This is a genomic window from Kitasatospora misakiensis, from assembly GCF_042656005.1.
GTDB lineage: Bacteria > Actinomycetota > Actinomycetes > Streptomycetales > Streptomycetaceae > Kitasatospora > Kitasatospora misakiensis.
Genome location: NZ_JBHSOF010000019.1, coordinates 77,428 through 100,776, shown reverse-complemented (window position 1 = coordinate 100,776; position 23,349 = coordinate 77,428). Strand labels below are relative to the sequence as shown.

Genomic DNA, 23,349 nt, shown 5'->3' with positions numbered 1-23,349 from the left:
GCCCGTTCACACCCCTGCAACGTGCTGGTATGTACCTGACGAACCGACTGGCGGGATCCCGCCACGCGTCGCGCTTGTCCACCCCTCAGAACGCCTGGTAGCACCCGCCCCACCCGCCGGTACGGTTAGGAGGTGGCCAAGCCCCTCGCACTCGACTTCGACCCGATCGCCCGTGCCGACGAGCTGTGGACCCGCCGCTGGGGGACCGTCCCCTCGATGGCGGCGATCACCTCGATCATGCGGGCCCACCAGATCCTGCTCTCCCGCGTGGACGCGGTCCTCAAGCCGTACGGGCTGACCTTCGCCCGCTACGAGGCGCTGGTGCTGCTCACCTTCAGCCGGACCGGGGAGCTGTCGCTCTCCAAGATCGGCGAACGCCTGATGGTCCACCCGACCAGCGTCACCAACACCGTCGACCGCCTGGAGCGGGCCGGGCTGGTCGCCCGCCGGCCCAATCCGCTGGACGGCCGCGGGGTGCTGGCCACCATCACCGACCGGGGGCGCGAGGTCGTCGAGGGGGCGACCGGGGAGCTCATGGCGATGGAGTTCGGCCTGGAGGAGTTCGACGACGAGCAGTGCCGCGCGGTGTTCGACCTGCTCCGCCCGCTGCGGGTGGCGGCCGGCGACTTCACCGAGGTGCCGGACGAGGGGGCTGCGCGGGACGGGGCGTGAGGGCGGCTACCCTCGTGGGAGCGGTGCGCGGATCCGGACGTACCCCCCCGATGCTGCCGAGCGAGGCGATGTAGTGATGAAGGCGACCCCCCTGCTGGGCTGGTACCGCGCCCTGGCCGTTGCGACCGGTGTGGCCCTGCTGGTCTTCTGCGGCTTCATGGTCGCGAAGTACGGCTTCCACGCGGCCGAGGACCTGACCACCTACGTCGCGATGCTGCACGGCTACCTCTACATCGGGTACTTCGTGGTGACCTTCCTGCTCGGCCAGAAGCTCAAGTGGCCGCTGGGCCGGATGGTCTTCTTCCTGGCCGCCGGCTGCATCCCGTTCGCCTCCTTCGTCGCCGAGCGCAAGGTGGTCGCCGAGGCCGCCGCCGGGCCGACCGCCGGTGACGCCGCCCGCCAGCCGGCCGGCGTCTGAGCGGAGCCGCGCCCGGCCGTCGCGCCGCCGTCGCGCCGCCGTAGAGGGCGCCCTTCCCCGCCCGGGGGAGGGCGCCCTTTCGCATGCACCCGGTGCCCTTGGCCGGGTCTCCGTCGACAAGTACTAGGACGTCCGAGTAAATTAGTAGGACGTCCTAACAGCTGTGCCGCCCCGCTGGTGTGGCGGCCGTACGGAGCGGAGTTCGGGGTCATGGACGCCGAGGAGATCGAGCGCGGACGGCAGCGCTGGCAGCAGCGGTACGACAGTGCCCGCAAGCGGGACGCGGACTTCACCACCCTGTCCGGGGACGAGGTCGAGCCGGTCTACGGCCCGGCCCCCGGGCAGGCCTACGAGGGCTTCGAGCGGATCGGCTGGCCCGGCGAGTACCCCTACACCCGGGGCCTGCACGCGACCGGCTACCGCGGCCGGACGTGGACCATCCGCCAGTTCGCCGGCTTCGGCAACGCCGAGCAGACCAACGAGCGGTACCGGATGATCCTGGAGGCGGGCGGCGGCGGCCTCTCGGTGGCCTTCGACATGCCCACCCTGATGGGCTACGACTCGGACGACCCGCGCTCGCTCGGCGAGGTCGGCCACTGCGGCGTGGCGATCGACTCGGCCGCCGACATGGAGGTGCTGTTCCGCGGCATCCCGCTCGGCGAGGTCACCACCTCGATGACGATCAGCGGCCCGGCCGTGCCGATCTTCTGCATGTACCTGGTGGCCGCCGAGCGGCAGGGCGTCGACCCGGCGGTGCTCAACGGCACCCTGCAGACCGACATCTTCAAGGAGTACATCGCCCAGAAGGAGTGGCTCTTCGCCCCCGAGCCGCACCTGCGCCTGATCGGCGACCTGATGGCCCACTGCGCCGAGGGCATCCCGGCGTACAAGCCGCTCTCGGTCTCCGGCTACCACATCCGCGAGGCCGGGGCGACGGCCGCGCAGGAGCTGGCGTACACCCTGGCCGACGGCTTCGCCTACGTCGAGCTGGGCCTCTCCCGCGGCCTGGACGTGGACGTCTTCGCGCCCGGCCTGTCGTTCTTCTTCGACGCGCACCTCGACTTCTTCGAGGAGATCGCCAAGTTCCGCGCCGCCCGGCGGATCTGGGCCCGCTGGATGCGCGAGCGGTTCGGCGCGAAGACCGACAAGGCCCAGTGGCTGCGGTTCCACACCCAGACCGCCGGCGTCTCGCTCACCGCGCAGCAGCCGTACAACAACGTGGTGCGCACCGCCGTCGAGGCGCTCTCGGCGGTGCTCGGCGGCACCAACTCGCTGCACACCAACGCCCTGGACGAGACCCTGGCGCTGCCCTCCGAGCAGGCCGCCGAGATCGCCCTGCGCACCCAGCAGGTGCTGATGGAGGAGACCGGCGTCACCAATGTGGCCGACCCGCTGGGCGGTTCCTGGTACGTCGAGGCGCTGACCGACCGGATCGAGCAGCAGGCCGAGGAGATCTTCCGGAAGATCCTGGACCGGGGCCGGGAGGACCACCCGATCGGTCCGATCACCTCCGGCATCCTGCGCGGGATCGAGGACGGCTGGTTCACCGGCGAGATCGCCGAGGCCGCCTTCCAGTACCAGCAGGCGGTGGAGAAGGGCGAGAAGAGGGTCGTCGGCGTCAACTGCCACCCGCGCAGCGTCACCCCCGAGCTGGAGATCCTCCGGGTCAGCCACGAGGTCGAGCGCGAGCAGGTCCGGGTGCTGGGCGCCCGCCGGGCGGCCCGGGACGAGGCCGCCGTCCGGGCCGGGCTGGACGCGATGCTGGCCGCCGCGCGGTCCGGCGAGTCGATGATCCCGCCGATGCTGGACGCGGTGCGCGCCGAGGCGACCCTGGGCGAGATCTGCAACGCGCTGCGCGAGGAGTGGGGGATCTACCGGGAGACCGCCCGGTTCTGACCCGCTCCGCCCCGCTCGCGTCGAGGGAGGGCCGCCCGCCGCCGTGTTCGGCTGCCGGGCGGCCCTTCGGCGTGCGCTCAGCCGCCCAGCAGGCTCGGGAACGGGCCGAGCAGCAGGCTGGTGAACCGGCGGGCCCACTCCGGGGTGACCGGCTCGCCGCTGATCAGCACCCGGTGCTCGACCGTCCCGGCGATGGTGTCGAAGATGATGTCGACCTCCTCGCGGGCGAGCGTCTCGTCGCCGTCCGGGGCCAGTTCGCCGCGCGCCTGGGCGGTCGCCCGGCCCTGCCGGACCAATCGTTTCTGCGGATCGACGATCGCCTCCCGGATCCGCCGCCGCAGCTGGGGGTCGCGGGTGCCCTCGGCGAACAGGGCGAGCAGCGCGGCCTGGGTCTCCGGGCGCGCCAGCAGATCGGCGAACTGGCCCACCACCGCCTCGATGTCGGCCCGCAGGCTGCCCAGGTCGGGCATCACCAGCTCGTCGAAGAGGCTGGCGACCGCCTCCACCACGAGCTCGTTCTTGGACGGCCAGCGGCGGTACAGGGTGGTCTTGGCGACCCCGGCCCGGGTCGCGACGTGGCCCATGGTCAGCCCGCCCCAGCCGAGTTCGGCCAGGGTCTCGCGGGTGGCGTCCAGGATGGCCCGGTCGGCGGCGGCGCTGCGCGGGCGGCCCTTGGCCCGGGTGGCGACGGCCTCCGGGCCCTCCGCGGGCCGGGCGGCGGACGGGACGGCGGACGGCGGCCGGGGGCTCCGCGGGGCGTCCTGGGAGTCCTCGGCCGGGCGGACCTCGTGCTCCGGGGTCGCGGGTGGCTGGGGGGCCGGCACCGGGCCTCCTTGCGATTTACCGGTAAGTAACTTGGCTGGGGCTGGTAACGGTAGCGACTCCTCCGCACCCAGGTCAGCGGGGCCGCCCGGGAAAGTGGCCCAGCTCACGTTCGGGGTGTGGCGGAAGGGGTTGCGGCGGATGCCCTCGGACCAGTTACGCTACGACTCGTAGCGAAAGCGACGACCAGGCGCCGGGTCCCCGTGGGAGGGGAGCGGCGCGGGCGCGGATGGGGATCCGCGCCGAACGGTTCAGGCTACTTCGGGGGTGGGTCCGCCACTCCGGGAACCGGCACCGCGCAGCCCGCGCGGGGCGTTTTCCGGGAGGTTGGTGCCCGCAGGCGGCGCGGGCGGGGGAGGATGGTGTCATGCAGCCACGGAATTCTCGTCTCAACAGTGCCGCCCTGCGTGGCGCGGTCGACCTCGCCGCAGTGAAGGCAGCCGGCGAGGCTGCCCAGAAGGCCGAACTGGCCAGGGCCGAGCGGGCCCGCCAGACGGCCGCCGCCGAGGAGGCCGGGGTCGCCCCGGCCGGGGCCGGCTACCCGCTCGTCATCGACGTCACCGAGGACACCTTCGAGACCGAGGTCGTCCAGCGGTCCGCCGAGGTACCGGTGGTCATCGACTTCTGGGCCGAGTGGTGCGGGCCCTGCAAGCAGCTCAGCCCGATCCTGGAGCGCCTGGCCGAGGAGTACGCCGGCCGGATCGTGCTCGCCAAGATCGACGTGGACGCCAACCAGCTGATCGCCCAGCAGTTCGGCATCCAGGGCATCCCGGCCGTGATGGCCGTGGTGGCCGGCCAGTTGGTGCCGCTGTTCCAGGGCGCCGAGAACGAGGCCAACGTCCGCAAGGTGCTGGACCAGCTGGTCCTGGTCGCCGAGCAGCGCTTCGGCATCGTCGGTGGAAGCGGCGTGCCGGTCGAGGGCGGCGAGGCCGAGGCCCCGCGCCGACCGGAGGACCCGGCCCTGTCCGCGGCCCACGACGCGCTGGACCGGGGCGACCTGGCCGGCGCCATCCAGGCCTACCGGAACGTCCTGGTCGAGCAGCCGGGCAACGCCGAGGCCAAGATCGGCCTGGCCCAGGCGCAGCTGCTGCACCGGGTCGAGGGGCTGGACCTGCAGGCGGTCCGGACGGCCGCCGCGGCCGACCCGAAGGACGTCGAGGCCCAGCTGCGGGCGGCCGACCTGGACCTGGTCGGCGGGCACGTCGAGGACGCCTTCGGCCGGCTGGTGACGACGGTCGGCAAGACCTTCGGCGAGGACCGGGACGCCGTCCGGCTGCGGCTGCTGGAGCTCTTCGAGGTGATCGGCACGGAGGACCCGCGGGTCACCGCGGCGCGCCAGGCGCTGGCCCGGGTGCTGTTCTGAGCCTGCTCTGAGCCTGCTCTGAGCCGGCCGGTGACACGGCTGATGACCTGCGGTGCCGCCCGGTGATTTGGCGACAATACGGTCATCGCCTCTGAGGTTTATCAAATCTTGACTCCACCCGTGGACGGTCACGACATGTGACCGTCCACGGGTGTTTCGCTGACGTTTCCGGGGGATTTCGCCCTCACTGCTCCTCCACTTCGTGACGCTGCGTGTCCGGGGCGCCGATTCCATGATCGCTGCGGCTCGTATGGGATTACCCGTCAGTAATGCGACCTCTTGTGCTTCGCCCGGGATTCGAGCAGCATCGGCACGCCCGGTCCCCACGCATCGACCTCCGCCGGCAGCCGGTCGGCAGGCCCGCGAAGGGGATCCCCACCGGGCTGCCGACGGCCCCGCCGCCGGCGAGAAGGCAGGGGGGTATCCGCTCCCACGGCGGTTCCTGTCCTTCGTAAGGCCGCGCTGCCCGCGCGGTCCCTGGTTGTCGCTCGGGGGGATCGCCCGTGTCGTCACGGCGCTCTCCGCTACCGAGGACGTAGCTCTCTCCCATCCCAGGCCCCCACCGACGCGGGACGCGCCACCGGGGAGCCGGAGATGTACGTCCAGAAGGAGGACACGCATGTCCCAGACCCACGGCAAGACCCGCTGGAAGCGCTTCGCCCTGGTGATGGTCCCGAGCATCGCGGCCACCGCGATGGTCGGTGTCTCGATCGCCAACAGCGCGCTCGCGGCGTCGTTCAGCGTCTCCGGCCAGCAGTTCAAGGTGAAGACCACGTACCTGAAGGGCGACAACTTCGCCCAGTTCGGCGCGGTCGACGTCGAGACCAACGGCACGCTGCACCCGGTCGCCGTCTCGGCCTTCGACGACGCCGAGATCCACAACCTCTGCCAGTCGGTGGTGACCGACCTGTCGAAGCTCGGCCTCGGCAAGATCACCCTCCAGCTGAACGCCGGCAACGACGAGAAGAAGCCGGTCACCGCGCACAACCTGCTGATCGACCTGGAGCAGTTGGACGCCGACGCGACGTTCACGGACATCAACATCGGCCAGGACGCCTCCACCCTCACCGGTTCGGCGACCAAGGGCTGGAAGGGCCACCCGGCGCTGAAGGAGGCCGGCGCGAAGCTCCCGAGCGGTTCCGTGGGCTTCGCCCAGGCCGCCAGGGAGGCCGTGCTGACCGACGTCAAGCAGACCGCGCGCGCCACCTCGGCCGGCACCTTCGTGCTCAACGGCCTGAGCCTGAAGCTCAAGAGCGGCGACGGCGCGGGCAACGAGTGCTTCTGATCCCGGCCTGACGGCGCGCCCACCGGCGCGCCCGACCGACGGGTTCTCCCGCGGGCCGGGGGCGGCGTTCGCCACCCCCGGCCCGACATCACAGTTTTCGCCTCGTAGAGACATCGAGGAGCTGCACCATGTCCAGCGCAACGGCCGAGGCTCGGCCCGAACACCGGAACCTGGTCGGGTCGTTCTGGCGGGGCTTCCGCGATTTCCGCCGCACCAGGCCCTTCTGGGGCGGCCTGCTGGCCATGATCGCCGGCGTCCCGATCCTGTACTTCCCCTACGCCCACCTGTCGCTGGGCGGCGTGACCATCGCCATGTCGACGACGGCCGGCGCCGGCTCGCTGATCATCGGCGTCCTGCTGATCATGCTCGGGCTCACCGGCTGGTTCCAGCCCGCCGTGCGGATCTTCGCCGGGGTCGCCACCACGCTGCTGACCCTGGTCTCGATCCCGGTCTCCAACCTCGCCGGCTTCGGTCTGGCCCTGCTGCCGGGGCTCATCGGCGGCGGTCTGATGATGGCCTGGGCCAAGCTGCCCGAGCCGGCGGTCGCCGAGGGGGCGACGGCGGAGTCCGTCGCCACCGCCGACCGGACGGAGGAGCCGGCCGCCGAGGCCGCCGCCGGCGGGACCGTTCCGGCACAGCAGGCCGCAGAGCCCAAGGAGATCCGGTGAGCGACCCGAGCGAGGAGCGCCGCGCGCCCCGGCATGCGGCGGCCCGCACGCCCGTCCGGGTCCGGCTGCGCGGCCGGGCGCTGGCGATGGCCGCGGTGCCGACCGCGCTGCTGATGGCCGCCGCCTACACGCCGAACCCCGCGATCGCCGAGTCGACCGCCGGCAAGCCGTGCGCCACCGCCCCGGACACCGCCTCGAAGCCGCCTGTGGTGGCCGAGACGCCGGTGCCCAAGAGCGAGCTGCCGCCGCCGATCCCCGGCCCGTCGGTGCCGATCCCCGAGGCGTCGGCGACCGCCGGCACCGACCCGACGGCCGCACCCTCCACTGCCGCGACCGCCGTGCCGACCGCACCCACCGCACCGACCGCACCGACCGCGCCTGCCTCGGCGGCGCCCACCGCGCCGGAGCCGACCGCCACCAAGGCGCGGTCCGCGGGCACCGGCGGCGGGGTCGTCCAGGCCGGGCTCATCGACGACCTCGTCGGCGGCATCACCAGCCTGGTCCGCCCGGGCGGCTCGCCGGGCCCGACCGCCACCGCGAGCCCGTTCGCCGGGCCGCAGGCCTTCGCCCCGGCCGCCCCGGCGCCCGCCGCCGTGCCGAGCACCGCGCCCCCGGCCCCGACCGCCCAGCCGTCCTCGGCCCCGTCCGGCGCGCCCACCGCCCCGGCCGCCCCGGCCGCCGCCGCCCCGGGCAGCACCGCGCCGACGGGCCCGAAGCCGGCCGCCTCGCCCTCGGCGAAGCCGTCGGGCGCCCCGAGCGGCACGCCCTCGGCGTCCTCCGCCGCGAAGCCGGCCGGGAAGCCGTCCGCGAAGCCCACCGCCGCCGGCACCGGCTCCGCGACGCCGTCCGCCCAGGGCACCCCGGGCACCCCGTCGAAGAACCCGAATTGCCTGGTCGACAGCAAGGGGCTGAGCCCGGCCGGCAAGCCGGCCGACAACCCGATCCTGGTGCCGGACCAGAACTGGACCCTCCAGACCAGCCGGCTCACCCTGAACCACTCCGTGCTGCTGGGCGTGGTCAACGTCCAGACGCCGACCGGCACCAAGCGGGCGCTGAAGTTCGAGGTCGAGACGGTCGACATCGAGAACCTGCACATGTCGACGCTGGAGGGCAACGGCCGGACCTTCCACGTGAAGGGCGCGCCCGGCTCGGTCTCGACCATGCGCAAGGGCCCGGTCATCATGTACGTCGAGCGGCTCTCCGGCCACCTGTCCAAGGTGCTCGGCCTGCCCGTCCCGATCGACCTGGGCGAGCTCACCCTCACCCCGGACGGGCCGCTGCCGCAGTGGCTGTACGACGTGATCGGCCAGCTCCACCTGCCGCTGTGGATCGAGCTGACCGGGGTGACCGCGATCCAGTCGGGTCAGTTCGGCGGCACCCTGAAGATCCCCGGCATGCAGCTGTACAACGACGACCGGCCGTACCCCGGGAACGCCTGATCCCGGCCGCCGGGACGCCCGTGGGGCGGCCCCTCCGGTTCGGAGGGACCGCCCCACGGGCGTTTCGTACGGCGCTTACGCGTGGCGGGTGCCCATGTGGTGCACCTGGACCATGTTGGTGTTGCCGGGGATGCCGGGCGGCGAACCGGCGGTGACGATCACGGTGTCGCCCTGGGCGAGCTCGCCGATGTTCAGCAGCTCGCGGTCGACCTGGGCGACCATCTCGTCGGTGGTCTCCACCTGCTCGGTCACGTGGGACTCGACGCCCCAGCTCAGCGAGAGCTGGTTGCGGGTGGCGTTGTCCGGGGTGAACGCGATCACCGGGATCGGCGAGCGGTAGCGGGAGAGCCGGCGCGCGGTGTCACCGGACTTGGTGAACGCGACCAGCGCCTTGCCGTTGAGGAAGTCGCCCAGCTCGCACGCGGCGCGGGCGATCGAGCCGCCCTGGGTGCGCGGCTTGCGGCCCGGGTTGAGCGGCTGGAGGCCCTGGGAGAGCAGCTCCTCCTCGGCCTTCTCGCAGATCCGGCTCATGGTGCGGACGGTCTCGACCGGGTACTTGCCGACGCTGGACTCGGCGGACAGCATGACCGCGTCGGTGCCGTCCAGGATGGCGTTGGCGACGTCGGAGACCTCGGCGCGGGTCGGGCGCGAGGCGTGGATCATCGACTCCATCATCTGGGTGGCGACGATGACCGGCTTGGCGTTCCGGCGGGCCAGGGTGATCAGCTGCTTCTGGACCAGCGGCACCCGCTCCAGCGGGTACTCGACGGCCAGGTCGCCGCGGGCCACCATGATCGCGTCGAAGGCGAGGACGATCTCCTCCATGGCCTCGACGGCCTGCGGCTTCTCGATCTTGGCGATGACCGGCACCCGGATGCCGACCTCGTCCATGACCGCGTGGACGTCCTTGATGTCCGCGGCGTTGCGGACGAAGGACAGGGCGACCATGTCGACGCCCAGGCGGAGGGCGAACCGCAGGTCGTCCTTGTCCTTCTCGGACAGGGCGGGCACGTTGACGGCCGCACCGGGGAGGTTGATGCCCTTGTTGTTCGAGAGCACGCCGCCCTCGACGACCACGGTCTTCACCTGCGGGCCGTCGACGCTGACGACCTCCAGGGCGATGACGCCGTCGTTGATCAGGATCGGGTCGCCGGGCTTGACGTCGCCGGGCAGACCCTTGTAGGTGGTTCCGCAGATGTGCTGGTCACCGGGGACGTCCTCGGTGGTGATGGTGAACTCGTCGCCGTTGTCGACGGTCACCGGGCCGTTGGCGAAGGTCGCCAGACGGATCTTGGGACCCTGGAGGTCGGCCAGGACGCCGATGGCCTTACCGGTGTCCTCGGAGACCTGGCGGACCTTGTGGTACCGCTCCTCGTGGTCCGCGTGGGTGCCGTGGCTCATGTTCAGTCGGGCGACGTTCATGCCCGCCTCGACGATGGCCTTCAGCTGTTCGTAGGAGTCCGTCGCGGGACCCAGGGTGCAGACAATTTTCGCTCGGCGCATATCGATCAGTCTATCCGTTCATGTTATGGGTGCATTCGGCCCGAATGGAGAGGAATCGCCGACGAAGGATTCCGTGGAACGAGACGACGGGGGGTCAGTTTTCGGACGATCGGTGCACCAGGGCGAAGGCCTGCCGGGCGATCTCCAGCTCCTCGTCGGTCGGGACGACGGCGACCGCCACCCGGGCGCTGCCGCCCGAGGGGAGCAGGGCGGGGGAGATGATCCTCGGCTCGCGCGAGCGTACCGAGTTGAGCTCCGGGTCGACGGCGATGCCGAGCTCCTCAAGCCCGGCGACGGCCGCCGCGCGCACCGGCGCCGCGTTCTCGCCGACACCCGCCGTGAAGGCGATCGCGTCCACCCGGCCGAGCACCGCGTAGTACCCGCCGATGTACTTGCGGAGCCGGTGGATGTACGTGTCGAAGGCCAGCCGCGCGTCCGCGTCCCCCTCGTCCGCGCGGCGCATGATCTCGCGCATGTCGTTGTCGCCGCACAGGCCCAGCAGCCCGCTGCGGCGGTTGAGCAGGTCGTCGATCGCGTCGATCGACAGGCCGCCGACCCGGTGCAGGTGGAAGACCACGCCGGCGTCGATGTCACCCGAACGAGTGCCCATCACCAGGCCCTCCAGCGGGGTCAGGCCCATCGAGGTGTCGACGCAGCGCCCGCCGCTGACCGCCGAGGCCGAGGCGCCGTTGCCCAGGTGCAGCACGATCACGTTGACCTCGGCCGGGTCCTTGCCGAGCAGCCGCGCGGTGGCCCGCGAGACGTACTGGTGCGAGGTGCCGTGGAAGCCGTAGCGGCGCACCCGGTGCTGGTCGGCCACCGCCCGGTCGATCGCGTACCGGGCGGCGTACTCGGGCATCGAGGCGTGGAAGGCGGTGTCGAAGACGGCCACCTGCGGCAGGTCGGGCCGCAGCGCGCGGGCCACCTCGATGCCGGTGATGTTGGCCGGATTGTGCAGCGGCGCGACCGGGATCAGCCGGCGGATCTCCGCGAGCACCTCGTCGGTGATCACGGTCGGCTCGGTGAACCGCAGCCCGCCGTGCACCACCCGGTGGCCGATCGCCGCCAGCTCGGGCGAGTCCAGCCCGAGCCCGTCGGCGGCCAGCTCCTCGGCGACCGCCTTGAGCGCCGCGCCGTGGTCGGGGAAGGCCTGCACGGCCTCCCGCTCGGCGCCGCCGCGCGGGGCGTGCACCAGCCGTCCGCCGGCCTCGCCGATCCGCTCGACCAGGCCGGAGGCCAGCCGGGCGCCGTCCAGCATGTCGATCAGCTGGTACTTCACCGACGAGGACCCGGCGTTCAGCACCAGGACGCGGGTACCCTCACTCACGCGGCCACCTCGCTGCGCTCGGCGGTCGCTTCGCGAGACACGCCCCTGTCCATGGTTCGCTCGCTCCGCTCACTCACCCTTGAACTCCTTACGCGACTGCGACTGGATGGCGGTGATCGCCACCGTGTTGACGATGTCCTGCACCAGCGCGCCGCGCGACAGGTCGTTGACCGGCTTGCGCAGGCCCTGGAGCACCGGCCCGACGGCGACCGCGCCCGCCGAGCGCTGCACCGCCTTGTAGGTGTTGTTGCCGGTGTTGAGGTCCGGGAAGATCAGCACGGTCGCCCGGCCCGCCACCGGCGAACCCGGCAGCTTGGTCGCCGCGACGTGCTCGTCCACCGCCGCGTCGTACTGGATCGGGCCCTCGACCAGCAGGTCCGGGCGCAGCGCGCGGACCAGCTCGGTGGCCTTGCGGACCTTGTCGACGTCCGCGCCGGAGCCGGAGGTGCCGGTCGAGTAGGAGAGCATCGCGACCCGCGGCTCCACGCCGAACTGGGCGGCGGTGGCGGCCGACTGGATGGCGATGTCGGCCAGCTGCTGGGCGTCCGGGTCCGGGTTGACCGCGCAGTCGCCGTACACCAGCACCTTGTCCGCCAGGCACATGAAGAAGACGCTGGAGACGATCGACGCGCCCGGCGAGGTCTTGATCACCTCGAAGGCCGGCCGGATGGTGGCGGCGGTGGAGTGCACCGCGCCGGAGACCATGCCGTCGGCGATGCCCTCCTGGACCATCAGGGTGCCGAAGTAGGAGACGTCGGTGACCACGTCCAGGGCCCGCTCCACGGTCATGCCCTTGTGCGCCCGCAGCTCCGCGTACAGCTCGGCGAACTGGCGGCGCAGCGGGCTGGTGGCCGGGTCGACGATCCGCACCTGGGCGCGGTCGGCGGCCGGCTCCCCCGCCGCCCCCGCGTCCGGCAGGTCGATGCCCAGGCCCGCGGCCTTGCGGCGGACGGCGTCGGCCTCGCCGAGCAGGGTCAGGTCGCAGATGTTGCGGCGCAGCAGGATCTCGGCGGCGCGCAGCACCCGCTCCTCGGTGCCCTCCGGCAGCACCACGTGGCGGCGGGCCGCCCGGGCCCGCTCCAGCAGCGCGTGCTCGAACATCATCGGGGTCACCCGCTCGGAGTGGCCGACCTCGATGCGGTTGGTCAACTCGGCGGTGTCCACGTGCAGTTCGAAGAGGCCGAGGGCGATCTCGGCCTTCCGCGGGCTGGCCGCGGAGAGCTTGCCCTCCAGGTGGGTCAGCGCGGCGGCGGTGAGCCAGCTGCCCTCCGGGACGACCGCCACCGGGGTGCCGGGGGCCAGCCGGGCGGCCAGCGCCATCACGTTCGGGCCCGGGTGCTGGCCGAGGGTGAGCAGCACCCCGGCGATCGGCGGGGCGCCGGCGGCGTGCGCGGCCAGCGAGCCGATCACCAGGTCGGCCCGGTCCCCGGGGGTGACGACCAGGGCGCCCTCGGTGAGCGCGTTCAGGAAGGTCGGCAGCATGGCGCCGCCGAAGACGAAGCCGCGGACGTCCCGGGCGAGGCCGGACGCGTCGCCGATCAGCACCTCGGCGCCGGTCGCCTCGACCAGCTGGGCGACGGTCGGCGCGGCCAGCGCCGGCTCCTCGGGGATGACGTAGGCGGGGATCGGCAGCGTCTCGGTCAGCTTGCGCTGGACCGGCTGCTTGGCGGCCGGGGCGACCCGGTTGGCGACCATCGCCAGGGTCTCGCAGCCGAGGTCGGTGTAGGCCCGGTGGGCGTTGCGGACCTCGGCGATCACCGCGTCGGCGTCCTCGCCGTGCCCGCCGACCACCGGCAGCACGGCGGCGCCGAACTCGTTCGCCAGCCGGGCGTTGAAGGCCAGCTCGTCGGGGATGTTGGTGTCGGCGAAGTCGGTGCCCAGCACCAGCACCGCCTGGCAGCGCCGCTCCAGCGCCCGGAACCGGTCCACCAGCACCGAGACCAGCTCGTCCTGCCCGTGCGCGGCCTGCAGGGCGGCGGCCTCCTCGTAGCTGAGGCCGTAGAGCTCGCCGGCCGGCAGGTCCAGCCGGTACCGGGCCCGCAGCAGCTCCACCACGTGGTCGGACCCCGCCCCGCCCCCCGCCGGCCCGGCGGCGTGGACCAGCGGCCGAAACACCCCGACCCGGTCCACCTGGCGGGTCAGCAGCTCCATGACCCCGAGCTCCACCGCCTGCCGGCCGTCCCCTCGGTCGATCCCGGTCACGTACACGCTGCGCGCCACGCGGCTCTCTCCGTCCCGTCGTCTCAGGAAGTGGTCATATCGACCATACCTTCGCACTGTGAACGCCCGTCCGCGAGCAGAGCGACCCCGCGCCCGGCAAGGGGCCGAAAGCCTGACCCGGGAAGGTGTGCAGAACGTAGTGCGTCACGCATACGACGTACTACGCTGTTCGTATGGCGAAGAAGAGATCCTCGATTTCCCTGGACGAACAGGACGACCAGCGGCTCAAGGCCGCGGCGGCGGCCGAGGGCGTCGACTTCTCGGCGTTCGTCGTGGCGGCGGCGCTGGAGCGGGCCGAGCGGCTGGAACGGACCGCCGCCCACCGGACGGTGTTCGAGGAGAAGGTCCGCCGGGTGCTGGCGGAGCGCGGCGACACCGCCGAGGCGGCGGAGGCCGGCGGCGACACCGACGAGCCCACGGCGGAGGAGCGGGCCGAAGCGCGGCGGGCCCGGGGCGGCAGCTTCGTCGCCGGCGGTCGCCGGGCGGTCGCGTGAGCCGGCCGGGAAGCGAGCGCTTCGCGGTCTACGACGCGGGCATGCTGATCGGCCTGGAGAAGCCGGGTCCGGCGCGGAGCCTGCACAAGTCGCTGATCGCGGAGCGGGTCACGCCGGTCGTCCCGGGTCCGGTCTACGCCCAGGCCTGGCGCCCCGGCCGGACGGCGGCGGCGATCGGCCCGTTCCTCGCCCAGTGCGAGATCCACACCGCCTACTCGTTCGACGACTACCGCACGGTGGCCCAGATCCTGGCGATCGCCACCCCGCCGAAGGGGAAGCGCCTCGACGTGGTGGACGCCCTGGTGGTGGTCACCGCCGAGCTCTACCGCGCGGAGGAGATCCTGACCTCCGACCCCGGCGACATCGCCGCCTACGCCGACGCCTACGGCTACGAGGTGCTGGTCACCCCGGTGTAGCCCGCCCGCCCAGGAGGGGCGGGCGGGCTGGGGGTCAGGCCGGGCGGAGCCAGAGGGTGGCGAGTGGGGGGAGGACGAGTTCGGCGCTGCGGGGGCGGCCGTTCCACTCGACGGCCTCGGCCTTCACCGGGTGGGAGTTGGCGAGCCCGCTGCCGCCGTAGGCCTCGGCGTCGGTGTTGAGGACCTCCTCCCAGAGCTGGTCGCGGCCGTCCAGCTCGGGCAGGCCGACGCGGTGGGCGTGCCGGACGACGGGGGAGAAGTTGCAGACCGCGACCAGCGGGGTGCCGTCGGCGGCGTAGCGGACGAAGGAGAGCAGGTTGTCCTCGGCGGCGCCGCCGTCGAGCCAGCGGAAGCCGGCCGGGGTGCTGTCCTGCTCCCACAGGGCCGGGGCGTCGAGGTAGCACCGGTTGAGGTCGCGGACGAGCCGGCGTACGCCGAGGTGGTCCTGGTGGGCCGGCCACTGCTCGTCGAGCACCCACCACTGCGGGCCCTGCTCGTGGTCCCACTCGGCGCCCTGGGCGAACTCCTGTCCCATGAAGAGGAGCTGCTTGCCGGGGTGGGCCCACATGAAGCCGAGGTAGGCGCGGTGGTTGGCGCGCTGCTGCCACCAGTCGCCGGGCATCTTGGCGACCAGCGCCTGCTTGCCGTGCACCACCTCGTCGTGCGAGATCGGCAGGATGTAGTTCTCCGACCAGGCGTACACCATCGAGAAGGTGATCTCGTTGTGGTGGTACTTGCGGTGCACCGGCTCCTTGCCCATGTAGACCAGGGAGTCGTGCATCCAGCCCATGTTCCACTTGAGGCCGAAGCCGAGTCCGCCCCGGTCGGTGGGCCGGGTGACGCCGTCCCAGGCGGTGGACTCCTCGGCGACGGTGATCACGCCGGGGCAGCGCCGGTAGACGGTGGCGTTCATCTCCTGGAGGAAGGCGGCCGCGTCGAGGTTCTCCCGCCCGCCGTACTGGTTGGGCGTCCAGGCGCCGCCCTCGCGTGAGTAGTCGAGGTAGAGCATGGAGGCGACGGCGTCCACCCGCAGGCCGTCGACGTGGAACTCCTCGCACCAGTAGACGGCGTTGGCCACCAGGAAGTTGCGCACCTCGACCCGGCCGTAGTCGAACTCCAGGGTGCCCCAGTCCGGGTGCTCGGCGCGCAGCGGGTCGGCGGGCTCGTACAGCGGCTCGCCGTCGAAGCGGGCGAGCGCGAAGTCGTCCTTGGGGAAGTGCGCGGGCACCCAGTCGACGATGACGCCGATGCCGTGCCGGTGCAGGGTGTCGACCAGGAAGCGGAAGTCGTCGGGGCCGCCGAGCCGGGCGGTGGGGGCGTAGTAGCCGGACACCTGGTAGCCCCAGGAGCCGCCGAAGGGGTGCTCCATCACCGGCATGAACTCCACATGGGTGAAGTTCAGCTCCTGGAGGTACCGCGGGAGTTCGGCGGCGATGGCGCGGTAGGAGGTGAGGTCGGGCCGCCAGGAGGCCAGGTGCAGCTCGTACACCGACATCGGGGCGCGGTGGTGCGCGGTGCGGGCCCGGCGGGCCATCCACTCGCCGTCCTGCCACTGGTAGGAGGAGCTGGTGACGACCGAGGCGGTGCCGGGCGGCAGCTGGGCGGCCCGGGCCAGCGGGTCGGCCTTGTCGAGGACCGCGCCGTGCCGGGTGTGGATCTCGTACTTGTACTGGGCGCCCTCGCCGAGGCCGGGGACGAACAGTTCCCAGACGCCGGAGGAGCCGAGCGAGCGCATCGGGTGGCCGGTGCCGTCCCAGTGGTTGAAGTCGCCGATCAGCCGTACGCCGGCGGCGTTCGGCGCCCAGACCGCGAACGCGGTGCCGGGCACCCCGTCGACGGTGCGCACGTGCGAGCCGAGGGCCCGCCAGAGCTGCTCGTGCCGGCCCTCGGAGATCAGGTGCAGGTCGAGCTCGCCGAGGGTGGGCGGGGTGCGGTAGCCGTCGTGCTGGCGCAGCGGCTCGGCGCCGGGGTAGCCGACCAGCAGCCGGTAGTCGGGGGCCTCCGGGGCCGCCAGCAGTCCGGTGAACAGGCCGCCCTGCTGGTGGGTGAGTTCGACGGGGCCCTGGTCGGTCTCCAGCAGGACCCGGTCGGCGAACGGGCGGAGCACCCGGATCGCGGTGCCGCCGTTGACGGGGTGGGCGCCGAGCAGGGCGTGCGGGTCGTGGTGCTGGCCGCCGACCAGCCGGTCCACCTCGCCGGGCGGCAGCGGCGCCTCGGGCAGCCGCAGCGCCCCGGCGGTCACGGGGGCGTCCCCGTCGTCGACGGGCGCGGGCGCGGGCGCGGGCGTGGCGCGTGTGGCGGGTACGGGCGCGGGTACGGCCGCGGCCGTCGGGGCCGGCTCGGACCGCCGGGCGGCGGCGCGCTCGCGCTTCGGGGAGTCCGGGCCGGCCAGGAAGGTGGCCGGCACGGTGCGGGTGGTGCGGCCTGGCGGGTCGAGCGGCGTCACGGCGAGGACCTCCTGGAGCGGGGCGCGGATTCGGGGGAGGGGGCTGCGGATGCGGGGTGCCGGCGGGGGATCCGGACGGGGCCGGGTCGGGCGGGGGGAGCGCGGGGGGAGCGGGGTGGTCCCCGGTGGGGCGGGGACCGGGCCGGCCGGCGAGGGGGCGCGGCGGATCAGACGGTGAGCGCGAGCCGGTTGATCGCGGCCAGCGGGATCGGCAGCCAGCTGGGCCGGTGCCGGGCCTCGTAGACCACCTCGTACACCGCCTTGTCGATCTCCAGGGCGCGCATCAGCTCCGGCGAGGCGGCCGGGTCGGTGCCCCCGCCCGCGGTGTAGCCGGCGCAGAACGCGGTGCGGTTGCGCTGCGCCCAGGCCGCGGCGAGGTGGGCCAGCTCCGGGTCGGACGGCCCGCCGGCCAGCAGGTGGGCGGCGGCGTAGTCGAAGGAGCGGAGCATCGCGGCGACGTCCCGCAGCGCGGTCTGCGGTTCGCGCCGCTCGGCGACCGACTTGGCCGGCTCGCCCTCGAAGTCCAGCAGGACCCAGCCGTGCGGGGTGCGCATCGCCTGGCCGAGGTGCAGGTCGCCGTGGATCCGCTGGACCGGCAGGCCGTCCGGGTGGGCGTCCGCCATCTGCCCGAAGGCCGAGCGCAGCGCGCCCCGGTAGCGCATCAGCCCGGGGACGGCTGCGACCGCGCTGTCCAGCCGGTCGGCCATCGCGCTGGCCAGCTGCCGGGTCTGCGCGCGGTCCAGCCGGGCGACCGGCATCGAGCGGGAGAGCACCCGGTGCACCTCGGCGGTGGCCCGGCCGAGTCGGTGCGCCTCGATCGCGAAGTTCCCCGGCGAGGGGTCGCCCTTCAGCCGGCCGACCTGGTCGAGGGCGAGCTCCCAGCCGTCCTCGGCCTCCGGGAGGTAGCGCTGGAGCAGCCCGAGGGTGGCCGGCTCGGCGCGCTCCAGGCGGCTCTCGAACCAGGCGGCGACCCGGGGGATGCGGGTCGAGCCGGCCCGGGAGAGCGCGAGCGAGAGTTCGAGGTCGGGGTTGGTGCCGGGATGGACGCGGCGGAACAGTTTCAGGATGTACGAGGTGCCGTAGATGACCGAGCTGTTGGACTGCTCGGCGGTGGAGGCGCGGCCGGGCAGGTTGGTGGGGAGCCCGGAGCCGGGGGTGCGGCGGAAGGACAGTGAGCCGAACCGGTCGCCGGTGGCCAGGTGTTCCAGCAGCCGCCCGGTGAGCTCCGGGTCGTGCACCGCGTCGAAGAGCGTCGCCCCGTCGTACGGGCCCTGGGTGAGCCGGCCGAGGACGGCGGTCGGTTCGATGCCGCCCGGGTCCTGCGAGCGGATGCCGAGCAGGAGTTGGTACAGGTCGCCGTGCGGTACGCCGGTGGTGGCGGCGTGCTCGACCCGGAGCAGCAGGTGCAGCAGGGCGGGGTCGCCGACCTGCAGGGGGGTGCCGACCACGGGGGTGAGGCCGGTGATCGGTCGGCCCTTCCCGGCGTACCAGCGCTGGGTGGGGAGCCACTCGGCGATCAGCGGCAGCGCCGCCTGGACGAGTTCGCTCACCCCCACCGCGGTCCTCCGGACCCCGGTACCCCGCGGGACGGCCGACGCGGCGGGGCCGGCGGGCGCGTCCTGGTGCAGGGGGGCTTGCGAACGGGAGGTTTCGGACATGACTCCCTTTCCCCGGAAGAGCTGGGCGGATCGCCCGACGGGTCTGGCCGGGTCCGTCAGTCTTCCGGATTGCGGCGGCGCGGCGGCGCGGCACGCGAGCGCTGGGCCCGGGTGTCACGCCTTCGTGTGGGTGGCCGTTGGGCTGTTCTCCGTACGCGGTGGTGCAGAGACGACCGGGGGCGCGGGGTACGAACTCGCGCCCCCGGAGGGTTGGGTGAGGTCTGCGGCGGATGCCGGATCGTTACTTCGATCGCCTGGTTCCGCTCAGCCGGGGAGGCCGGCGGAGCTGGAACCAGTAGAAGCCGTGGCCGGCCAGGGTGAGCAGGTACGGCCACTCACCGATCGAGGGGAAGCGCACCCCGCCGATCAGCTCGACCGGGTACCGTCCGCCGAACTGCCGCAGGTCCAGCTCGGTCGGCTGCGCGAACCGCGAGAAGTTGTTCACGCACATGACCAGGTCCCCCTCGTGCTCGCGGACGAAGGCCAGCACCGCGGGGTTGCTGGAGGGCAGCTCGGTGTAGGTGCCGAGGCCGAACGCCGGATTGAGCTTGCGGATCTCGATCATGCGACGCGTCCAGTGCAGCAGCGAACTCGAACTGCTCTGCTGCGCCTCGACGTTGGTCACCTGGTAGCCGTACACCGGATCCATGATGGGCGGCAGACTGAGCCTGCCCGGGTCGGCCGAGGAGAAACCCGCGTTGCGGTCCGGGGTCCACTGCATCGGGGTCCGGACGCCGTCCCGGTCGCCCAGCCAGATGTTGTCCCCCATGCCGATCTCGTCGCCGTAGTAGAGCACCGGGGAGCCGGGCAGCGAGAGCAGCAGGGCGGTGAAGAGCTCGATCTGGTTGCGGTCGTTCTCCAGCAGCGGGGCGAGCCGCCGGCGGATGCCCACGTTGGCGCGCATCCGCGGGTCCTTGGCGTACTCCGCGTACATGTAGTCGCGCTCCTCGTCGGTGACCATCTCCAGGGTCAGCTCGTCGTGGTTGCGCAGGAAGATGCCCCACTGGCAGCCGTGCGGGATGTTGGGCGTCTTGGCGAGGATCTCCGAGACGGGGTAGCGGGACTCCCGGCGGACCGCCATGAAGATCCGCGGCATCACCGGGAAGTGGAACGCCATGTGGCACTCGTCGCCGCCGGAGGCGAAGTCGCCGAAGTAGTCGACGACGTCCTCCGGCCACTGGTTGGCCTCGGCGAGCAGCACGGTGTCCGGGTAGTCGGCGTCGATCTCCTTGCGGACCCGCTGGAGGAACTCGTGGGTCTCCGGCAGGTTCTCGCAGTTGGTGCCCTCGCGGGCGAACAGGTACGGCACCGCGTCCAGCCGGAACCCGTCGATCCCGAGGTCGAGCCAGAACCGCAGCCCGGCGATCATCTCGTCCTGGACGCGGGGGTTGTCGTAGTTGAGGTCCGGCTGGTGGGAGAAGAACCGGTGCCAGAAGTACTGCTTGCGCACCGGGTCGTACGTCCAGTTGGAGGTCTCGGTGTCGACGAAGATGATCCGGGCGTCGGGGTACTGCTTGTCGTCGTCGGCCCACATGTAGAAGTCGCCGTACGGGCCGTCCGGGTCCTCCCGGGAGGCCTGGAACCACGGGTGCTGGTCGCTGGTGTGGTTCATGACGAAGTCGATGACCACGCGCATGCCGCGGGCGTGCGCGGCGTCCACGAACTCCATGAAGTCGGCGAGGTCGCCGAACTCCGGCAGCACCGACTTGTAGTCGGACACGTCGTACCCGCCGTCGCGCAGCGGCGAGGCGAAGAACGGCGGCAGCCAGAGGCAGTCGACCCCGAGCCACTGCAGGTAGTCGAGCTTGGACGTGAGCCCCTTGAGGTCCCCGATCCCGTCGCCGTTGCTGTCCTGGAAGGACCGCACCAGCACCTCGTAGAAGACCGCCCGCTTGAACCACTCCGGGTCCAGGTTCTTCTTCGAGGTCTCGGGGAAGGTGTCGGGGACGGGCTCGTTCACTGTCACGCTGGGTTCCTCCGAACCGTGAGGAGGTGGGCCGGCTCGGCTGAGGGGTCGAGCCGGACGTAGTTGTGCCGGCCCCAGGTGTAGGCGGCACCGGTGAGCTCGTCGTGGACCGCGTACGGCCCGTCCCCGTCCAGGGTGACGGTGGCCTCCTGGGTGTGGTGGGGATCCAGGTTGACCACGGTGATGAGGTGGTCGGTGAGGCCTTCGGGCGTCAGGGCGGTCTTGGAGTAGGCGAGCACCTGGTCGTTGTCGGTGGGGTGGAAGCGCAGTGAACGCAGCTGCTGGAGCGCCGGGTGACGGCGGCGCAGCCGGTTCAGGACGGTGAGCAGCGGGGCGAGGGTGTCGGTGCGGCTCCAGTCCCGGGGGCGCAGTTCGTACTTCTCCGAGTGCAGGTACTCCTCGGAGCCGGGGTGGGCGGGCTCGTTCTCGTAGAGCTCGTAGCCGGCGTACACGCCGTAGCTGGGGGAGAGGGTGGCCGCCAGCACGGCGCGGATCGCGAACGCGGCCGGACCGCCGTCCTGGAGGTAGGCGTGCAGGATGTCCGGGGTGCTGGCGAAGAAGTTGGGGCGCATGTAGGCGGCCGTGTCACCGGTGAGCTCGGTGAGGTACTCGGTGAGTTCGTCCTTGGTGTTGCGCCAGGTGAAGTACGTGTACGACTGGTGGAAACCGATCTTCCCCAGGGTGTGCATCATCGCGGGGCGGGTGAAGGCCTCGGCGAGGAAGACGACGTCCGGGTCGGTGCGGGCGATGTCGGCGAGCACCCGCTCCCAGAAGACCACCGGTTTGGTGTGCGGGTTGTCGACCCGGAAGATCCGCACGCCGTGCGCCATCCAGAACCGGAGGACCCTGATCGTCTCCTTGACGATTCCGTCCATGTCCTGGTCGAAGTTGATCGGATAAATATCCTGATATTTCTTCGGCGGATTCTCGGCGTGCGCGATGGTCCCGTCCACGCGGTGACTGAACCATTCCGGATGCTTGTTCACCCACGGATGGTCCGGTGAGCACTGGAGCGCGAAGTCCAGCGCCACCTCCAGGTGCAGCGCGGTGGCCTCGGCGACGAACTGGTCGAAGTCCTCGATCGTGCCGAGGTCCGGGTGGACGGCGTCGTGGCCGCCCTCCGGGGAGCCGATCGCCCACGGCGAGCCGACGTCGTGCGGACCGGCCGTCAGGCTGTTGTCCGGGCCCTTGCGGAAGGCTCGCCCGATCGGGTGGACCGGCGGCAGGTAGACGACGTCGAAGCCCATCGCGGCGATCGCCGGCAGCCGCTCGGCGGCGGTCCGCAGGGTGCCCGAGCGCGGCGGCTCCACCCCGGCCGGGTCGACCACCGCGCCCTCGGAGCGGGGGAAGAACTCGTACCAGGAGCCGAACAGCGCGCGCTCCCGGTCCACCTGGAGCGGCGCCGGCCGGGAGGCGCTCACCAGTTCGCGCAGCGGGAAGCGGCCCAGCAGCTCCTGCACCTCGGGGGCGAGCGCGGCGGCCAGCCGGGACAGCGGCGGCAGGCCCGGGTCGCGCAGCGCGTCGGCCGCCGCCAGCAGCACCGCCCGGCCCTCCTTCTTCGACACCCCGGTGGCGGCGCGTTCCAGCAGCTGCGCGCCCTCCTCCAGGACGAGCGCGGTGTCGATCCCGGCCGGCAGTTTGATCGACGCGGCCTTTCGCCAGGTGGCCAGCGGGTCGGACCAGGCCTCGACCACGTACGACCAGCGGCCGGGGGCCGTCGGGGTGACGTACGCGCCCCAGCGGTCGGTGCCCTCGGCCAGCTCGCGCATCGGCGTCCAGGGGCCGCCCCGGCCGCGCGGGTCGCGCAGCACCACGTTGGCGGCGACCGCGTCGTGGCCCTCGCGGAACACGGTCGCGCTGACCAGGAAGGTCTCGCCCGCCACGGCCTTGGCCGGGCGGCGGCCGGCGTCTACGAGGGGGCTGACGTCCAGGACGGGGATGCGGCCGATCACGGTGTCGCTCTCTGTCGTCGTGCGGGCGGTCTTGCGGGTGGTGGCGGGTTTCGCGCGCGCCCGGCCGGCGGCGGGCCGCTCGGCGGCGGACCGGGCCGGTGCGGAGCCCGGGGCCTTCGCGCCGGCGGTGGCTTTGGCGGTGGCTTTGGCGGTGGCGGCGGTGCTCGCGCTGCGGCGGGTGGTGGTGCGCTTGCGCGGGGCCTCGGCCCGGGTCGGCCCCGGAGCGGTCCGGACGCCCTCGGCCCCGGGTTCTCGGGCCGGCTCGTCCGGTCGCTCCGTACGGTCGGCCCCGGCGCCCCGGGGCCCCGGCATCGCCGGGTCTGTCCGAGTGTCAGAATCCGCCCGTCCGGGGGATTCCGCGACCGCTGCGTCGACGGTGTCGGCCACCGGTGTGGACTGGTCCCGCGTGTCGCCGTGCATGCCAAACTCCTGCCCGAGATCGGCGGCAGCTCCCGCGGGCCGGCGGGGCCAGGGGAGTACCGGGAGGACTGCTGGGTGGGGAGGACGTGCGACCGGAGCCTGCCCGCGCCGCCGTTCCGGGCAACCTGCCGCGCTTCCGCCGAGCCCGTGGCGGAGCGCCCGAGAGCCCGCGCGCGTCCCGGCGCACGCCTCTGCAAGCGCGCCCCCGGACGACCCGACCCACCCGTGAACGAGCGGGGTGAGCACGAGGACACGCGGTGGTCCTCGGTGGGCGCCGTATGGACCAATCAGGATGAGGAACGGTCAACGCGAAAAGGATTCGGACGTGCTGCTTTGCGGGAGTACGCCACCCGTCTCCGCACTCCCCGGGACATCAACGACCGG

17 protein-coding genes are annotated in these 23,349 nt (G+C 72.7%); 9 read left to right on the top strand and 8 right to left on the bottom strand.

Annotation, left to right across the window (positions count from 1 at the left end):
* Positions 1 to 132: 132 nt before the first annotated feature.
* The 3 genes from ACFP3U_RS16925 (at position 133) to ACFP3U_RS16915 (ending at position 2,986) form a co-directional block, all read left to right on the top strand.
* On the top strand, positions 133 to 672 hold the full coding sequence (locus ACFP3U_RS16925) for a MarR family winged helix-turn-helix transcriptional regulator (RefSeq protein ID WP_380226359.1): 540 nt from the start codon (positions 133 to 135) through the stop codon (positions 670 to 672).
* 76 nt (positions 673 to 748) lie between these two features.
* On the top strand, positions 749 to 1,090 hold the full coding sequence (locus ACFP3U_RS16920) for a DUF3817 domain-containing protein (protein ID WP_380226358.1): 342 nt from the start codon (positions 749 to 751) through the stop codon (positions 1,088 to 1,090).
* 210 nt (positions 1,091 to 1,300) lie between these two features.
* Positions 1,301 to 2,986: an acyl-CoA mutase large subunit family protein gene (locus tag ACFP3U_RS16915; protein ID WP_380226357.1), complete on the top strand. Its 1,686-nt coding sequence runs from the start codon at positions 1,301 to 1,303 to the stop codon at positions 2,984 to 2,986.
* 77 nt (positions 2,987 to 3,063) lie between these two features.
* Here the strand turns inward: ACFP3U_RS16915 and ACFP3U_RS16910 are convergent, their stop codons facing one another.
* On the bottom strand, positions 3,064 to 3,624 hold the full coding sequence (locus ACFP3U_RS16910; RefSeq protein WP_380226387.1) for a TetR/AcrR family transcriptional regulator: 561 nt from the start codon (positions 3,622 to 3,624) through the stop codon (positions 3,064 to 3,066).
* 551 nt (positions 3,625 to 4,175) lie between these two features.
* On the opposite strand from ACFP3U_RS16910, the gene ACFP3U_RS16905 reads away from it, so the two are divergent.
* The 4 genes from ACFP3U_RS16905 to ACFP3U_RS16890 all read left to right on the top strand — a co-directional run bounded on the left by ACFP3U_RS16905 (position 4,176) and on the right by ACFP3U_RS16890 (position 8,563).
* A complete protein-coding gene (locus ACFP3U_RS16905) occupies positions 4,176 to 5,171 on the top strand; it encodes a tetratricopeptide repeat protein (RefSeq protein WP_380226356.1) in 996 nt (331 codons plus the stop codon).
* Between the two features lie 619 nt (positions 5,172 to 5,790).
* Positions 5,791 to 6,456 (top strand): DUF6230 family protein, encoded by a 666-nt coding sequence (locus ACFP3U_RS16900; protein WP_380226355.1) that lies wholly within the window; start codon positions 5,791 to 5,793, stop codon positions 6,454 to 6,456.
* A 128-nt stretch (positions 6,457 to 6,584) separates the two neighbouring features.
* On the top strand, positions 6,585 to 7,124 hold the full coding sequence (locus ACFP3U_RS16895) for a DUF6114 domain-containing protein (RefSeq protein WP_380226354.1): 540 nt from the start codon (positions 6,585 to 6,587) through the stop codon (positions 7,122 to 7,124).
* Positions 7,121 to 8,563, top strand: coding sequence for a hypothetical protein (locus tag ACFP3U_RS16890; RefSeq protein WP_380226353.1), 1,443 nt, complete (start codon positions 7,121 to 7,123; stop codon positions 8,561 to 8,563). The genes ACFP3U_RS16895 and ACFP3U_RS16890 overlap by 4 nt, the downstream gene beginning before the upstream one ends.
* Positions 8,564 to 8,638: 75 nt before the next feature.
* On the opposite strand, the gene pyk is transcribed toward ACFP3U_RS16890, so the two are convergent.
* From pyk to pta, 3 genes are all read right to left on the bottom strand, one after another.
* Positions 8,639 to 10,066 carry a pyruvate kinase gene (pyk, locus tag ACFP3U_RS16885; protein WP_380226352.1) on the bottom strand — a complete coding sequence of 476 codons (1,428 nt, stop codon included), beginning with the start codon at positions 10,064 to 10,066 and terminating at the stop codon, positions 8,639 to 8,641.
* Between the two features lie 94 nt (positions 10,067 to 10,160).
* Positions 10,161 to 11,393 (bottom strand): acetate kinase, encoded by a 1,233-nt coding sequence (locus tag ACFP3U_RS16880; protein WP_380226351.1) that lies wholly within the window; start codon positions 11,391 to 11,393, stop codon positions 10,161 to 10,163.
* Positions 11,394 to 11,462: 69 nt separating this feature from the next.
* Positions 11,463 to 13,613, bottom strand: a complete 2,151-nt coding sequence (pta, locus tag ACFP3U_RS16875) for a phosphate acetyltransferase (protein ID WP_380226350.1) — start codon at positions 13,611 to 13,613, stop codon at positions 11,463 to 11,465.
* A 173-nt stretch (positions 13,614 to 13,786) separates the two neighbouring features.
* Here pta and ACFP3U_RS16870 point away from each other — a divergent pair, with 173 nt between their 5' ends.
* Both ACFP3U_RS16870 and ACFP3U_RS16865 read left to right on the top strand, forming a co-directional pair.
* A complete protein-coding gene (locus ACFP3U_RS16870) occupies positions 13,787 to 14,107 on the top strand; it encodes a type II toxin -antitoxin system TacA 1-like antitoxin (RefSeq protein ID WP_380226349.1) in 321 nt (106 codons plus the stop codon).
* Positions 14,104 to 14,523, top strand: a complete 420-nt coding sequence (locus tag ACFP3U_RS16865) for a hypothetical protein (RefSeq protein ID WP_380226348.1) — start codon at positions 14,104 to 14,106, stop codon at positions 14,521 to 14,523. The genes ACFP3U_RS16870 and ACFP3U_RS16865 overlap by 4 nt, the downstream gene beginning before the upstream one ends.
* 34 nt (positions 14,524 to 14,557) lie before the next feature.
* Here the strand turns inward: ACFP3U_RS16865 and glgB are convergent, their stop codons facing one another.
* From glgB to ACFP3U_RS16845, 4 genes are all read right to left on the bottom strand, one after another.
* Positions 14,558 to 16,969 (bottom strand): 1,4-alpha-glucan branching protein GlgB, encoded by a 2,412-nt coding sequence (gene glgB, locus ACFP3U_RS16860; RefSeq protein ID WP_380226347.1) that lies wholly within the window; start codon positions 16,967 to 16,969, stop codon positions 14,558 to 14,560.
* Between the two features lie 167 nt (positions 16,970 to 17,136).
* Positions 17,137 to 18,627, bottom strand: a complete 1,491-nt coding sequence (locus ACFP3U_RS16855) for a maltokinase N-terminal cap-like domain-containing protein (RefSeq protein WP_380226346.1) — start codon at positions 18,625 to 18,627, stop codon at positions 17,137 to 17,139.
* Between the two features lie 241 nt (positions 18,628 to 18,868).
* Complete coding sequence (gene treS, locus ACFP3U_RS16850; RefSeq protein WP_380226345.1) at positions 18,869 to 20,593, bottom strand: maltose alpha-D-glucosyltransferase; 1,725 nt, start codon at positions 20,591 to 20,593, stop codon at positions 18,869 to 18,871.
* Positions 20,590 to 22,545 (bottom strand): alpha-1,4-glucan--maltose-1-phosphate maltosyltransferase, encoded by a 1,956-nt coding sequence (locus ACFP3U_RS16845; protein ID WP_380226386.1) that lies wholly within the window; start codon positions 22,543 to 22,545, stop codon positions 20,590 to 20,592. Before ACFP3U_RS16845 ends, treS begins: the two co-directional genes overlap by 4 nt.
* Between the last annotated feature and the right edge of the window lie 804 nt (positions 22,546 to 23,349).

Coding starts and splice junctions, on each gene's coding strand:
- ACFP3U_RS16920 (WP_380226358.1), top strand. CDS start 749: ATGAAGGCGACCCCCCTGCTGGGCTGGTACCGCGCCCTGGCCGTTGCG.
- ACFP3U_RS16915 (WP_380226357.1), top strand. CDS start 1,301: ATGGACGCCGAGGAGATCGAGCGCGGACGGCAGCGCTGGCAGCAGCGG.
- ACFP3U_RS16905 (WP_380226356.1), top strand. CDS start 4,176: ATGCAGCCACGGAATTCTCGTCTCAACAGTGCCGCCCTGCGTGGCGCG.
- ACFP3U_RS16900 (WP_380226355.1), top strand. CDS start 5,791: ATGTCCCAGACCCACGGCAAGACCCGCTGGAAGCGCTTCGCCCTGGTG.
- ACFP3U_RS16895 (WP_380226354.1), top strand. CDS start 6,585: ATGTCCAGCGCAACGGCCGAGGCTCGGCCCGAACACCGGAACCTGGTC.
- pyk (WP_380226352.1), bottom strand. CDS start 10,066: ATGCGCCGAGCGAAAATTGTCTGCACCCTGGGTCCCGCGACGGACTCC.
- ACFP3U_RS16870 (WP_380226349.1), top strand. CDS start 13,787: ATGGCGAAGAAGAGATCCTCGATTTCCCTGGACGAACAGGACGACCAG.
- ACFP3U_RS16855 (WP_380226346.1), bottom strand. CDS start 18,627: ATGTCCGAAACCTCCCGTTCGCAAGCCCCCCTGCACCAGGACGCGCCC.